We start from the raw sequence: 15,121 nt of genomic DNA, 5'->3' as shown, positions 1-15,121 counted from the left end.
CGATATGGCTTCTGCTCAGCCAGCGTTCGGCGGGATGTTTCGGCAGCTGATTGAGCTGGGCGTCATCGAAATCAATACCGAGCCGCTTGATGCCCGCATCGAGCGGCGACTCAAGGAATTTTGGGAGAATACATCCTGTCCACGGTGCGGTCACCAGAGCATCGTCACGTGGGAGGGAATCGACCGAATCTGGTGCCGTGACTGCAATTTTAAGCCGGTTTTCACCCACGGCACGCCATTCCACGAGAAGCACCTCTCCTGCGGTGAGGTGCTTCTCGCGTTCACACTCTACGCGGACACGCTGCTCAGTATCAACCAGATTGCGCCGTTCCTCGGCCGAGCCTACAAAACCGTTCACACGGCGATTCGAGAGGTGGAAGCCACGGTTCAGCGCGGCTTCCCCGTTGTTTGGAAACTGCTCAACCAGACCATCGACGGACCAACACAAGTCGACGAGTCTGGTAGAGTCTGTTCGGGCTACAAAGGCCAAGAGCCGCCGCGAAACAGTCGTTCTCGCGGCGGCTCGTCCCAGACAGGCCGATCACGCTGGCGGGGACGGCATGGTGATCAGCTGACGCTCGTCGCGGCATGCCGCGACTCGCTTCGGGTAATTCGCGGCCAACTCGGCATCGACTACGAAGGCAATCTTGAACCAGTGATTCAAGAGGCTGAAGACCTCTCCCAGCCGCTGGGAGAGGTCTGGACCGACGGACTCCAAGCGTACCGACAAATGGACTTTGATCACCAAACAGTCGTTCACAAGGAGAGATACGTATCGCCCGAAGGCATCCATATTAACCAGGCTGAATGCCTGTTTTCGCTTGTCCAGCCGTGGCTGCAGAAGTTCCGCGGCCTGTCCAAGCAGGGCTTGGAACAGGCCGCTCACACCTTCGGCATTATCCGCTCACTCAATCTATCTGGTAAATCCGTCGATTCAGCCATTGACTGTCTTGTTATCGGGGCTTTCCGCAGCTCTACATAAGAGCGACTACTCAAGAGACGTCACTTCGGGAGACGTCACAAACAAACTCGCATGGAGCGAACGACCCCCCACTCCCTCCCCCCGTCATCGATGTGTAAAACCACGAGAGGAGGGTGGGGGAAGGGGGGGTGTGGAACGACGGTTTGAACGACATCGACGGTTAAGACGGTCGATGAACTCCTAGACAATAGTTTTCAACATTATCTAAAAAGTAACTATAGTCTGACGGGGTTTTATATAGCAAGAGCTTGAACAGTATCCGTAATAGACCTAGTTACGAGTAAGTGAAGAGATATTCTCGGAACGACCGAGTAAGACCGAGTAACTCAGTTGGTCGTTGCCCTGTCGACGGTTCGTCTCTTGACCGGAGTATTCCTCAGCGAGACGCCCTTTAGCAGCCCGTTCTCGACGAACGAACTCTCACTCCTGCCTCGACCCTCCCGCTCTCGCCCCGACCCCCACCCCTGCTTCCTTGCTGTTTACACATCGATGACGGGGGGAGGGTGTCGACGATATCTGTCTTCCGCGGTGATACTGCCCGAGTTTACACTTCGATGACGGGGGGTGTGTGGGGACGAGTGGTTCCATCTCGTTCGTGTTTACACATCGATGACGGAGGGGGTGTTCCCACGACGTCGTCCGAATTCCCCCGAGTAAGACGCCTAGAACCCGTAGAATATCCGGAGAAGCGATTTACTGCTCGCGAAAAGAATCACTGCCCGTAAAGAATCACTGCTCGTGAAAGTCTCGTAGCTGCGTGTTGACGACTGTGCGAAGCAGTTCTTCCTGTTCGGCGATCGCCTCTAGCCGGGTATCGTCGACGATGCGGTTCATCATGCCCTCGGGATCGCCGGTGAACGTGAACTCCATGTACATGCCGCCGCCACGACCGCGACTTTTTCGAGATGTCGAGATCAGTCCATACGTCGAGAGCTCTTTGACGTACTTGACGTAGGTTTCGCGGGTCATCTGGTCGGCATCGAGTTCGTCGGTGACCCACTGGTAGATCTTGAAGCCGACCGGACTCGGAACCGAGCTTCGTGACTGGTTCGAATAGGATGCAACGGCGGCAGTGGCGTACAGCGAGACTTTCTTTTGCATCGTCAGTCCCTCGACGAGTTTGAGAGAGCGGTCCTTGTCGATCTCTTCCTGTGACTCTCGGACGTGATCCTCGGTCACTTCGCCGTCGCCACGCTCGTCGGCGAGGTCGCCGGCACCACGAAACAGGTCGATCGCCTTTCGAGCATCGCCGTGGCTCTGTGCGGCAAACGCGGCGACGAGTGGGATCACGCCGTCCTCGAGGGCGTCCTCGCGAAAGGCGTCCCGGCGATTATCGAGAATTTCGCGCAACTGTGTCGCATCGTAATCGGGGAAGTAGACGTCGCGAGGGTTGAACGAACTCTCGGCACGGCCGTCGATATCCTGCATGAACTTCGGGTCGTTCGTCAGCGCTGCGACGGAGACACGGCCTTCGATCTCGTTCGTGTTGCTGGCACGCGATAGCTGGTACAGTAGCTTCGAGTGGGCGGGTTCGTCGTTGGCGCGACGGCCGACCAGAAGGTCGATTTCGTCGAGGATAAAGATGACCGAGTCGTAGTAGCCGTTGATGAGTTCGTACAGGCGACGGTACTTCCGTTTCGTCGACACGCCGGTCTCGGGGACACCGACCGGCGCACCGACATCGCTCGCGACGGTCTGGACGAGTTCGTAGACGGCCTGATCGAGGGTGTTGATCGGTTGGAGGTTGATGTCGACGACGCCGAAGCGTTCGCCCTTCGATTCGCAGAGATCGATGATCTGTTGGGTCACCGCACCGATAATGAGCGATTTTCCCGTGCCGGCGGGTCCGTATAACAGCATATTCGGCGGACGGTTCCCCTGCAGCGTCGGTTTCAGGAACGAGACCACGGATTCGAGTTGATCGTCCCGTCCGACGATCCGCTCCTCGTCGATGATCGTGTCGGGTTCGACGAGGTCGCGATTGACGAAGACGGACTCCGCTCCCTCGTCGTCGAGCATCTCCCTGATCGATCGTTGGCTTCCTTCCCCAGAAGCCGCCTCCTCGGTCTCGGGATCGAGGTTTTTGCTGGCTGTCTCGTCGACCTCCTCCGGAATCGTCTCAGAAACTGGGTCAACATCGTCGTCCAGGTCCGAACGGAGTTGTTCATCAGGGGGTGAGCGAGCGGTCTCATCCTGATCGTTGCCGGCCATACAGGTTCTGTACGTTGGAGGGTTAAAAAGATTGACCTCCGTCGATGTTTATACACACGGTATACTCTGTTTACCCCCTGTATTCGGCGGGTCCGACTCGAATCGGTTAGAACCGTCTCCGAAGTACATTCGAGGGGAGACCCCCCGTCATCGATGTGTAAATTGATGGAGATTCGACTTCTACGAACTCAATTGTATCTCACGCGACAACTTCTCTCGCTACTCCCCGTCGTCGAAGTGTATGCCGCGCGTCATACACCCCGGCATCGAAGTGTAACTCACCGGCACCCCCCGTCATCGATGTGAAAACGGGGGCTCTCCACTTCGAGGTGTGCCCCATCTTAAGGAATGCATATTGGACGGTTTCTCTGCTGACCTCGTTAACCGTCTCCCCCATCAGGCGTACAGTATGTACCTTTTACTGCGCAGTTGCGTCGTTGCCTTCCACCCCCGAAGCAGGTCGGTGCTATCCCTCTCGATCCGGCAGTGATGAACCTGACATTCACAGGTCTAGCAGCATGGCCAATCGCCGTTCGACGACCGCTGGCGGCCACGACGACGTGATCGTATCGCGTTCGACGCCGAAGGTCTCGATTGCCCGACGGACCTGTGCAGTCTGTTTCCGGTGTTGCTCGTGGTGGTGTTTTCGCTGGTGCTCGTGTTGCTCGAAGAGGTACGCGTAGGCGGCGACCTGCAACTCGTAGCGACGGCGGGTGTCCGGCGTTAGATCGGTAAGGGCGATCTTCACGTCGGCGACGTGTCGGTCGCCACTAGCTGTTTCTATGACGAAATCGGCCGTTCCGTGGAGTTCCACCTCGACGCCGTCGATGGTGACGAGTCCATCTATCGGTGTCTCGACGGCGATGTCCACAGCACACTGGAGTCGCTCCCACAGCGCAGACCCGAGGAACTCGTCGAGGATCTCCTCCTGAAAGAACGCAAACAGTGATTCGCGCTCGTCGACGCCGGATCTGGGAGCTTCGTCATCGAGAACCTCGTCGAACAGGTGCCGGACCTCGCCGTCTGCCGATCGCAGTATGTCCTCCGACAGTTCGCGTTCGACGACCCTGGTCAGTACCTCGTGCAAGCAGGTACCGACATCGTCCGGTCCCAGTCGATCGAACTGCAGGGGGATGTCCTCGGGAACGTCGTTCGTGTCCGTATGCAGCGCCCGCCCGAGCAGATGATCGAGCACGTACTCCTCCGGGGCCTCGGTGAGTGGATACATCGTGCTCGGGTTGACGAACCGGGGTACCCACGGAGCCAGCGCGTCGCGACGGGGTGCGGTGATGGCGACGTCCTCGGTGGTTGCAGGGGTCGCGCTCGACCACGTGGCACCGAGTGTGACGTCGTTGATACCGATCTCGAACGCGTCGTCGTTCGATTCGGCCGCAGTATCACGGGTGTAGCCACTGCTCTCGTCGCCGGTGAACGCGAGTCCCTCCTGCATCGCGTCGAGCCAGCGGTCACGGGGACTGTACTCGTGTGGGTCCGACCGCGGGAGTGGGATGACGAGGTGGTCACGTGCGCGCGTGAGCGCGACGTAGAGCAGACGCCAGCCTTCGGCGCGTTCATTCGCCGCCGTCCGACGAAGCCGGTCGGGGCCGACGAGTGAGGGTGCTGTTTTCGACTCGCCGAAATCGTCGGACCAGTGGGCCGTCGCCCAGCGTAGCCCGACGTCGCGGGCCCGCGTGTCGTCCGGATCGTACAGACCGTTCCGGTACGGCGGCAGTGAGATGTCCGTGGGTGTGTCGGCATTCACTGACTGTGTATCGGCTTCCGTTGGCGGGGCGAGCCCTGCGATCCGTCCCTGCGTAATGAACCGCTGGGCGTGGGGGCCATGCTTCCAGAGATCGAAGCCGGGGTTCGCGATGACGACCACGTCGTCCTGATCCCCCTTCATGTCGTGGACCGTTCGGAACTCGACGTCGTGGTCCGCTTCGGCGGTACTGGGCTGGTTCGGCCCGATATGGGCGTTCTCGCGGAACGGGTCAAGCAGTTCCGTGAGTTCGGCCGGCGTGAGTTGGTCGTCGGCTTCCCACTCCTCGAGCGTCTCGACGAGCGCATCGAGATTGGCGATGCGCCGGGACGGTTCGACCTCGAACATGTCGTGAGGATCCGCCCGGAGGGCAAGCCGCTCGATGGCGTCTTCGACGTACGCCGCAGCAGGCCGGGAGCGGAAACTGTCGCATCGCTCGCGGAGTGCGACAAACGCATCGAGTAGGTGCCGGTGCTCGTCAGTGAGCGCACACTCCATGCGGACGGCGTCGATGTCCCACTCGTGAGCCTCGAACTCGTCCGCAAGCGCTTCGAGACCAAGCGGTGCCTCCAGCACGAGCTCGCGTGTCCGATCCGGTGCCATCGGGGCAACGAGCCACTTACACACATCGAGAACGCTCCTGACGACGTTACACTCGAACAGCGACTCGCTGGCGTTGCGAACGCTGAGACCTGCCTCGACGAACGTCTCCTCGTAGGTCTCCATCTTCGAGGACCACCGGAACAGCACGGTAATCCCTAGCGGCTCGCCGTCCTCGTCGATGAACGTTCCGTCGCCGAGCCCGTTCGAGAGCAGCGTCGCCAGAATATCTGCCTCGCCGATCCCGTCGACCGGATCCACCCAGGCGTAGGAGTCCGGCCTCGCGCTCATCGGATCGAACGCGGCGATGTGGACGTTCCTTTCGTCGGTCGGCTCCCGGTCGGCGTCGAGGCCCGGATAGGTCACGTTCAGGTCGCCGATATCCCCGCGTGTTGGATCCGTGAGGACTGGCTCTGCGATCTCGTTGATCGCACTGGCAACGTCGGGCCGACACCGGTATGTCGTCGTCGCCGTCCGGTGCTCGTGGACGTCCCAGTCGTGCCCGAGATAGGTGCCGTCGACGGTCGCCGTCTCGAATAGCGTCGGGTCCGCGTGCCGCCACAGGTAGATACTCTGGAGCAGATCCCCAGCACAGAACACGCGCGTACTGGCTGCGACAAGATGCGAGAGGGCGGCGTGCTGGATCGCCGAGACATCCTGTGCCTCGTCGATGATCAGGCTCTGCACCCGTGTGTGGTAGCGCGCTCTGACCCGCTCGCGATGGGCGTCGTTCACGTCCTCGAATCGGTCGTCGAGACGACCGTCGAAGTAGGCGTCGACGAGATAGGCAACGTCAGTATGCGAGACGATGTGAGTATCGCGGAGGAGTCGGCGATACATACTGCGATACGCCGAAAACACCGTACAGAAGTCGTCGAGACGGGCTTGCCAGTCGTCGTGTAGCCGTGCATCCGCATCGCGGATCCTCTCGCGCTCGCCTTCGTCGAGGTCGTCGTACCTGCCCGCCCCGCCGGAGGTCCCGATGCAGCGTTCGACCGCGGCGACGACGTCGTCGAACGATTCCGGCCGACCTCCCTCGTATACGTCTTCGAGAGTCCCGTCGAGTTCTGCGCGGAACTCGCGCGTCGAGAGGCGACGGTCCCGACAGTGAGAGACGGCGGCCGTCAGCATCTCGCGCACACTGTCTTTGTACTCGGCGTCGGGATACGCCGCTTCCAGCCTGTCGAGCCGCTGTGCGATATCGGGCGCTTCGCGAACCCGCATGTAACACGTCGCGTGCAGTCGTTGCAACCGGGCCTCGTTACCGACGGTTGGCATCTCGTCGAAGCCGAGATCGGCCGCAATCTCGCTCACGACGTCCCGCAGGATGCTATCGATCGTCCCGACGTGTGGTGCCTGACTGAGTCGCTGTACCAGGTGATCGAGTTCGGCGGTCGAGATCTGGCTTGCAGCCGGGACGAGGTCGTGTTCAACGAGTTCCCGGAGACGGCTGCGGATCTCCGGCACGATGCTCGACGCCTCGTTCCGGTTGAACGAGACGACTGCGACGTGTTGCTCGGGCGTCGTGTCGCCTGCGACGTATCTGCGGAGGATCTCCTCTGCGGCGATGTGATGTGCAACGACGGACTTGCCCGACCCGGGGACGCAGTTGAGGGTGAACAGTCCCGACTCGTGCTCGAAGTACGCCTCCCGGATGGCCTGCTGGGCGTTCTCGAGACGGATCGGCTCCTCGCTCATCGTCTGCCCTCCTCGCTATTGCGTCGGTCCTCGTTTTTCTCACCTTCCACAGCCTCACACATCGCCTGCACCGCAGTCGGAAGCTGCGGATCGTCGCTGAGGAGTCGCCGGCGCTCGTCGACCGGCACGACCTCGGGGCTGAGATACTCCAGTAGCGGGGATGGACGCCGTTCCTCTCCGGCAGTCGTCTCGGTGTGCCGTGTCAGTATTAGTCCGGCACCGGCAGCCCGTACCGTGTCGTCGAACTGATCGCGGTCACGGCCGTCGGTCCATGCCGCCCGTGGCGCAAGCGTGCCTGCTCGACCTGCCCCACGAAGGATCGCTTCCTGGAGTTCCGGCGGCACCACACTGTCGGTCTGCTGGGGCCACTCGCCATCGACCAGTCCGACGCCGATCACGTAGGGAATGTCCAGCAACCAGACGTCGTTCGCTTCGAGGACGTCCACGGCGCGTGCGTTCGAGTGTTCTCGCCGCCCCGGGCGCTGTGTGACCATCAGCCGCGCCAGTTCCGCGACGGCACTCCAGGACCGCTCGATAGTTCCCTCCTCGAGTCGATCCGCGTATTTGTGGCCCAGATGCCTGACGAGCGTCTTCACGCGAACCACCGCCCGGGCGTCCTGTTCGGTCTCTGCGAGGGCCGGCGTATCGATTGCCTTCGTCACGGGCAGGCCGCGCTGTTCGTACGTGTCGATCACAGCGTCGAGGACGTCAGTGACAGCCTCCGGTGTTGGTTCGGGACAGTCGTCGAGCCACTCCACGTAGCGCTCGAACCGCTCGTCGATTGTCGGATTCGCCGCGAGTTCGTCACGCCACTCCGTAAGCGTTCGTGAACCGTCGGGTAACGCCTCGATTGCCGCCCCGACGTCCTTCGGATCGAGGGGCCACGGCTGTGTCGTTTCGGACGCCGGACTCCATCGGTGTTCGAGCGGTCGGCAGAGCGTCTCCGCGGTGGGTTCGCCGCCGTCGAGCGTCTCGCACACGGCTTCGACAAGCGCGTACGGACGCGTTTGCGTGACCCGTAGCTGTGTCCAGAACACCGGCGTGAGTCCGTACTGGATCGCCGCCCGGTACAGCGGTGCTTCGTAGCCGTCGAGATCACGCGCGACGACGGCGATATCGCGCACAGGGACGCCCTGGCCCCTGAGCGCGGCGACGGTCGCCATCACGGCGCGAGCCTCTGCCCGGCGGGTCGTCGCCTCCATCTCCGCGACTGGTACGTCGGCGTCATCGAGGGGCTCCGCGAGCGCGAGACGGTCCGCTGGCGTCACGACTCGAACACCACTGCTCCCGGTTGAGCCACGTCAAGCATCTCGGCCACGCGGCGCGAGAGAAACGACCCAGTACCGCGTCGACAGTAGATATCGACGGGGACGGACGTCGAATCCAGGAGCGCGTGCAGCAGGTCGATATCGGCAATCGGGATGCTGCTGATTCCAGCGAGCGAGACACGCTCTACCGCCGGGTACGCCGCGTCCCAGACCTCCCCGTCCGACCTGAGCAGCTCCCTCGTCGCACGCCGGACCGATTCGACTTCGGAGACCGCCTTCGGAGTACGCTGTCGGAGTACTCGCTCGATGTCGACCGCTACCTCGACGAGTTCCATCGCGTCGGCGTCGACGGGGGCGACAAGCCCCTCGGCAACGTCCTGGATGGCGTCGAGTCGTACCGGGTGAAAGCCGGTCACGCTCTCGACTTCCGTCCGGATCTGCTCGACTGTCCGGGCGTCCGACGGGACGGCAGGCGGCGTAATCGACACCTCCTCGTCTGCAAGCACCGCGCGGATCACCGACAGCCGATCGATCCGGTCGAGCGTACTCGCCGACAGCGTTGCAGTGGTGAGTAGCCGCTCGCCGACCGCCGTCGGATCGGCAAACTCGACTCCCTGCTTCGGCGTCTGTGACTCGCGGAGCCGCCGCTGCATGTTCCGTCGATGTAGCTCCACCGGCGTCAGAACCAACTCTGTCCGTGCTGGCGCCTCAGCAATTCGCTCCAGTATCGCTTCCTCCTCGCCCACGTGGAGCGTCAGGTTCTGGGGAAGTTGCCCCTGTCGTGTTTGTGCCATGGTTGTGTCACCGACCGCCACCGAGGGAAGATCGTACGTTCGACGCCGCAGCGTCTTCGTGTCTCTTCAGACTATTCTCTGCGCACTTGAACTGCCTGATAGGATTATAAGCGTCGATTCGATACTCTCCAGATGGCCGTTTTCAGAGAGATCGACGTACGGCAACGAGTCGGAGCCGGGTTTCTCTTTCTGATCATCGCAATTGCCCTCCTCGTCACACAGCCAGCCGATCAGGTCCTTTCCGCGATACTGGCCGGGATCAACCTGCTGATCAGCGCCTTTTTCCTCGTTACCGTCGGGAGAGACACGACAGAGGAACCGACGTATGACGTGGGGCTCTGGCTGCTGTCGATGGTCGTCGCACTGAGTGGCGTTGGCGGCTACGTCGGGGCCTATTTACGTATGGATTCGCGTTCCTCGAGTCGGGATTCTGAGGAAGCCAAAAAGGTCTGAATCGGTGGCTCTGTTGAAGTCCCCCGCAAGTGATATATGCTGACTCGGTTGCAGTCCTCCTACATGACCCACATACCGACGTAGAGTACCGACTGACCTACGTCGTGTAAGAAACCGCGTGTAAGATACAGAGGGTGAGCTCAGCAGACCGATACCGTCTATTCAGTATAGATTTCAGTATATATGCGAAAATAAAGAGATGCTGAAACGCAAGTTCCTCGGAAAGGCCCGAATAACCGAGAAAGTTATTTGAGGTGTACGGCCGAACGATTGTCCAGTGGCAAGTAGCAAATCAGTCGTACTCGCTGCTCTGGTTGCGAACGGAGCTATTGCTATCCTGAAGTTCGTCGGCTTTATTCTCACTCAAAGCCCCGCGATGCTCTCGGAGACATACCATTCTATCTCCGACACCGGCAACCAGGTGTTCTTGCTGATCGGCATCCGGTACGGAGATAAGTCAGCCTCCCGTGCACATCCATTCGGGTACGGGAAAGCCCAATTCTTTTACAGTTTCCTCGTCTCGGTGCTCCTATTCGGAATTGCGGGGTGGGAGAGTGCGAAACACGGGTACAACGCTGTCCTGCATCACGAGTCGGCTGCACTGGCTGGGACTGTGACACAGTTCGGTTTCTCTTTCCCCGGCATCTGGGTGAACTACACCGTACTCGCCGGTGGAATACTGTTTGAGGGGTGGGCCTTCAAGAAGGCATACGCGGGTATGCAAGCCGACATTGATGAGCACGGCTGGAGTGGGCTTGTTGAGGCGTTCCAGAAAACGTCGAATGTGACGACACTCACAGCCTTTACCGAGGACACTATCGCTTTGGTCGGGTTGGCATTGGCTCTGGTCGGCGTATTCCTCTCCGATTTCACCGGCAATCCAATATACGACGCGACGGCTGCCCTGCTTATCGGGATCATGTTGATGGGATTCGCCGTCGCGTTGGCGTGGGAGAACAAGCGTCTGTTGTTGGGCGAAAGCCTCCCTAAGTCCGAAGAACAACGGCTTCGTGAGCTCGTCCGAGAGTCGGACGGTGTGACAGATCTCATTGATCTTCGGACTGTCTACTTCGGCCCTGATAACGTGCTTGTCACCGCAGACGTAGTCTTCGATTCGGGTCTTGGTACCGAGGAAATCGACACCCGTATCAACGGTATTGAGGAGGCGATTACCCACGCCTACCCGGATGCCCGGAAGGTGTATATCGAGCCTGAAACCAAGCCGAGATGATCGTGGTTAATCAGTTTTCAGGCAACTACACGAATCACGTACGATCTCGACCAAAAAATCTTTTCAGTTCGTTTAGCAAGTCCATATACTGAAACAGAACAGATCTTACGCGGGCGTTTTTCGTCCTGTCTGCATCTCCATTCCCAGTTGCTCCATTTCCCATTCGACGTACTCTCGCATCCCTTCTTCCAGCGGCCGATGCTCGATATCCAGTTCCTGTCTGGCCTTCGAGTTATCAACAAGAACCTCGCCGCTACTGAAGAACTCCAACAGTTCACTTTCGAATCCTTCCGGAGGTCGTGTAGCCGCTTCGGCGACACTGACGACACGGCTCAACCAGTAAAAGAACGTCCCTGGAACCGTCCGAGGTACCGGTATATCCGTCAGGTCTTCGATGATGTGGAGCACTTCAGCGACGCTCCGTGGGTCGCTGGTGATGATGTACTCCTCCCCAGGCGTTCCGTCATTCATCGTTCGAACGAGGTTTGCAGCCGTATCTTCGACGTACTCCCACGGCAACACGAAATCGTCCGGGACCATGGAGAGGTCTTGCTCGAGATGTCCCTGAAAGGCAGTTCGGGGAGTGCCGCCGTAGTCCTTGTCCCCCGGTCCATAGATCGCCCCCAGCGTAGCGATCACGAGTGGCAACCCGTCCTCCATCATCGGCTCCGCGACCTCGTAATGCGCCCGCCATTTCGTCTGCTGGTAGACCGTCGGGAACGCGTTCGAGGAACGATACGATTCGTCGACGTAGTTGCCGCCGGTATTTCCATACACCGCGACGGTGCTTGTGTAGACGCCTTTCGGAATCTCGAGTTCGTCCATCAATTCGAGGACGTTCCGTGTCCCGTCGACATTGATACGCTCGGCAGTGTTTTCGTTCCATGGACCCGGCCCTATTTCATACCAAGCAGCGAGGTGGAACACACCGTCAACGCCGTCCATCGCCTCACGCATGCTCCCCTTGTCGGTAATGTCTCCCTCGATTACCGTAACCGACTCGGAGAGATGGCGGGCATTGGTGCTGTCGCGAGTTAACGCGATTACCTCGTGGCTATTGCTCACGAGTCGGTCCACAAGGACTGTCCCGACGAATCCCGTGGCTCCGGTCACGAAATACCTCATACTGTGCACTTCGGTAACAATCCACATGTACATTTTGATGCGAAACAGGACATTTTACCAGAGTATCATGTTTGGATGCTCAGATCCGTACGCGGTGAACTACCCCTGCCTACTCCCCGCCGTTGGCGGCTCCTTGAGGAAGGGGGCTTACCGCCTGTAATCAGCTAACATTGCTACCAACGAAGCAGGCCTGGTAGAACACCGAAATCGGATCGTCCAAGTGCGTTCCTCAGCGCCTGAGCCGTTTTGTGTACCGATACATGGTTTTCAGCACCAGCGAGTTCATCGAGACGCTCGACAGAAGCAGACACCGATTGCGTGTTGCTGTCCAGTTCGTTTTTGCCTCCGCACTATCCGCCCGGATGGCTTTCACCTGTGCGATGAGTGCCCCTGCCCATCCCGAGAGTGCTAGCGCTAACAGCATGAGTGAACTCGGACGCATACTGTTCTTTCCGTCGGGACCTCACATATACAGTAGCCCCAAAAACTCCTCCTGTTACGGAAATTCAAGGAGAAAGCCCCGTCCTTTAGGGTGGGGAGGATGTCAATCTGAGTCCACTGGCCCCTTGTACTGGGACCGGATCGTCTCTCCATCGCGCCACTGCCAGTAGTAGTATCGGTTGTCGTTGATCTCCTTGATCGTCACCGTCGCTCTCGATGGGACCTCGTCGGGACGATCTTCGGACGGGTCTTGCACTCTGTCGTCCTCGCCAGAACTTGGTTCTCGGCTATGATACTCTGCTAGCTCCTCCGCGTACTCGGCAATCTCTCGGAGACGTTCGGTGGAAGCCTCGTCGAGTGTATCGACGACATCGTCAGGGAGATCCGCCGGCGGTGTCGGTTGTTCCTCGGACATTGGAGACCGTCCTCTGTTAACCAACAACAGACACCAGTATGATAGGTTTGTTGGTTAATGCAAACCCGGCGGATAGTTTCGTTTCTCGCACGGCGGACTCAAGAGAGATATCGCACAGACGTAGTTGCCCGTCCTCATCGAGATGGAGTTGGAGGGCGAGTGCTCGGGTAGTGACTTCTTCGCCCTCTACCAGCGGTCTACCCCCACATTGTCACTTCAGGAGGCATACAGTTGACCCTGCGTTACTCGCTTGTCACGTTTCTCAGCAAGGGTTTCGACCGAGACGCTCAAATATGAAATATACGGTTAACAAAACATTTAAAATATATTTCTCATCACGTATCATAGCTAACATAGTATAATATTGTTCGTGTCCTATGTCTTAGTTCGAGTGGACGACTTTGCGCTATCACAAGCGACGGCGAGCGACATACACGAGCAGGAAGATGACGGCGAGAAGTCCGGACGGGACGGCGTAGAGTGGGTCGTATATCGTGACGATGGCGGCGGTGACGGTCAATGCACCGGCTAGGACGGCGTAGCCGAGGTGCGGGTCACCCCGACCGCGTGTGTCAACGGGCTTCGTTCGGACGACCAGTTCGCTCCGGTCCAGCTGATCCAGCGTTCGATCGAGGCGGGCAGGAATGCGTGCCAGTGCGGGTATCGACTGCTGGACATCGCCCCACGACTCTCCGATGAGCGTCTCGAGTTCGCTCTCGATGAGGCCCTGTTCGATGAGGAACGACCGAACGGCCGCAAGAAAATCGAACTCCGGGTCGAGCTGACGACAGACGCCTTCGCCGACGGTCCCAACTCGGATCAACAACATCACGTTTGGCGGGAGACGAAACGGAAAGTCCCGAAGCTGTGTCGTCAACTCGGTGATGATCAAACGCCAGGTGACTTCCGACTGGCCCTCTAACGTCTCGATGACGAGGGAGAGGACACGTCTGACCTCGGTACGGTCGACACCCGCTTCGAGCACATCGAGTGCAATCAGCGCGTCGACAAGCGTGTCGACATCGCGCCGGACGAGCGCACGGTAGAGCCCCACAATGTCCTCCTGGACTGTCTCTGAGAGCCGTTCGCTCATCCCGAAATCGTAGATCAGTAACTGGCCCGCCTCAGTGACGGCGAGATTCCCCGGATGGGGGTCGGCGTGAAACACGCCATCGACGATTCCCATCTGCATATAGATCTTGATCATTCGAGTCGCCATCTCGTTTGGTTCGACGTCGACGCCGTCGAACGCGTCGTCATCAGTAATCTTCCGACCAGTCAGGTACTCCATGACCAGCACGCGCTTGGAAGAGAGGTCTTCATAGACGTCGGGAATCAGGACTCGTTCGTCGTCGGAGAAGTTCGCCCGAATTTCGGTCATGATCGTCCGCTCCCGGTCGAAATCGAGTTCGTCGAAAATCACCTCCTCGAAATCGTCGGCTGCATTCCGCACCGAGTATCGCTGGCGTTCCGGGAGGAAGGGGCTGATCAGTGGCAGTAGACCACGAACGACACGTAGGTCGCGTTCGATGATCGATTTCACGCCTGGCCGGCGCACTTTCAGGGCGATCCGTTCGTCTTCGTAGGTGACCGAATAGACGAAGGCGAGCGACCCTCCGGCGATGGGCTCGACGGCAGAGAGGTCGAGTACGTCGCCGAGCTCTTCTTGCAGGACCGTCTTCGGGTCGCCGCCAGCCACTTCGGGGACTTCGTTCTGAAGCGTTCCGAACTCCGCAGCATACGTCGGCGGGACGATGTCAGGACGTGTCGACAGGACCTGGCCGATCTTGATGAACGCCGGGCCGAGTTCCAGTAGCGTGTCTCGGAGTTTTTCGGCTCTGCGACGATGTCGCTGGTCGTCGACCCGGCGTGGAGAACCGACGAAGATGAACCGGTGTCGGTCACGAAGAAAGGCTACGGCGAAGGGGAAAAACCGGACCACGACCAGCAGATATCGGCGAACGAACCCCTGCATCTCACAACTCCCACTGAGTCTCCTTGAGTGCGGCCTGGCGGTCCATACTCCGTGCTTCGATTACGAATCATATATATCTGGGGAGCTACCTTAATTTCGGTCGCTGGGGCATCCCACTACTGTTCTGCACGGTATTTGAAGCTACGGAGAAACTCGACGGTACCAGCGA

The 15,121-nt window shown here is 59.4% G+C and carries 10 protein-coding genes; 3 read left to right on the top strand and 7 right to left on the bottom strand.

The features are described 5' to 3' along the window. Positions 1–4: 4 nt before the first annotated feature. Positions 5–982, top strand: coding sequence for an IS1595 family transposase (locus ACFQL3_RS01310; RefSeq protein ID WP_377050713.1), 978 nt, complete (start codon positions 5–7; stop codon positions 980–982). Positions 983–1,711: 729 nt separating this feature from the next. On the opposite strand, the gene ACFQL3_RS01305 is transcribed toward ACFQL3_RS01310, so the two are convergent. The 4 genes from ACFQL3_RS01305 to ACFQL3_RS01290 all read right to left on the bottom strand — a co-directional run bounded on the left by ACFQL3_RS01305 (position 1,712) and on the right by ACFQL3_RS01290 (position 9,312). Next, a complete protein-coding gene (locus ACFQL3_RS01305) occupies positions 1,712–3,001 on the bottom strand; it encodes an orc1/cdc6 family replication initiation protein (protein ID WP_377050849.1) in 1,290 nt (429 codons plus the stop codon). Positions 3,002–3,695: 694 nt separating this feature from the next. Further along, positions 3,696–7,250 carry a UvrD-helicase domain-containing protein gene (locus ACFQL3_RS01300; protein ID WP_377050711.1) on the bottom strand — a complete coding sequence of 1,185 codons (3,555 nt, stop codon included), beginning with the start codon at positions 7,248–7,250 and terminating at the stop codon, positions 3,696–3,698. Next, positions 7,247–8,518 (bottom strand): hypothetical protein, encoded by a 1,272-nt coding sequence (locus ACFQL3_RS01295; RefSeq protein ID WP_377050709.1) that lies wholly within the window; start codon positions 8,516–8,518, stop codon positions 7,247–7,249. The genes ACFQL3_RS01300 and ACFQL3_RS01295 overlap by 4 nt, the downstream gene beginning before the upstream one ends. Continuing rightward, entirely contained in the window at positions 8,515–9,312 is a 798-nt protein-coding gene (locus ACFQL3_RS01290) for a hypothetical protein (protein WP_377050707.1), read from the bottom strand. The genes ACFQL3_RS01295 and ACFQL3_RS01290 overlap by 4 nt, the downstream gene beginning before the upstream one ends. Positions 9,313–9,444: 132 nt before the next feature. Between ACFQL3_RS01290 and ACFQL3_RS01285 the strand changes: the two genes are divergently transcribed. Both ACFQL3_RS01285 and ACFQL3_RS01280 read left to right on the top strand, forming a co-directional pair. After that, positions 9,445–9,765, top strand: a complete 321-nt coding sequence (locus ACFQL3_RS01285; RefSeq protein WP_377050705.1) for a hypothetical protein — start codon at positions 9,445–9,447, stop codon at positions 9,763–9,765. A gap of 277 nt (positions 9,766–10,042) precedes the next feature. Then, positions 10,043–10,996, top strand: a complete 954-nt coding sequence (locus ACFQL3_RS01280) for a cation diffusion facilitator family transporter (protein WP_377050703.1) — start codon at positions 10,043–10,045, stop codon at positions 10,994–10,996. A gap of 105 nt (positions 10,997–11,101) precedes the next feature. Here the strand turns inward: ACFQL3_RS01280 and ACFQL3_RS01275 are convergent, their stop codons facing one another. From ACFQL3_RS01275 to ACFQL3_RS01265, 3 genes are all read right to left on the bottom strand, one after another. Continuing rightward, complete coding sequence (locus ACFQL3_RS01275) at positions 11,102–12,121, bottom strand: NAD-dependent epimerase/dehydratase family protein (protein WP_377050701.1); 1,020 nt, start codon at positions 12,119–12,121, stop codon at positions 11,102–11,104. Between the two features lie 544 nt (positions 12,122–12,665). Next, a complete protein-coding gene (locus tag ACFQL3_RS01270) occupies positions 12,666–12,977 on the bottom strand; it encodes a hypothetical protein (RefSeq protein ID WP_377050699.1) in 312 nt (103 codons plus the stop codon). Positions 12,978–13,386: 409 nt separating this feature from the next. Next, positions 13,387–14,952, bottom strand: a complete 1,566-nt coding sequence (locus ACFQL3_RS01265; protein WP_377050697.1) for an ABC1 kinase family protein — start codon at positions 14,950–14,952, stop codon at positions 13,387–13,389. Positions 14,953–15,121: the final 169 nt, after the last annotated feature.

The sequence above is a fragment of the Natronoarchaeum sp. GCM10025321 genome (assembly GCF_042663585.1).
Lineage (GTDB): Archaea > Halobacteriota > Halobacteria > Halobacteriales > Natronoarchaeaceae > Natranaeroarchaeum.
The sequence above is the reverse complement of the archived record's forward strand: the minus strand, read 5'-3'. Positions and strand labels throughout refer to the sequence as shown.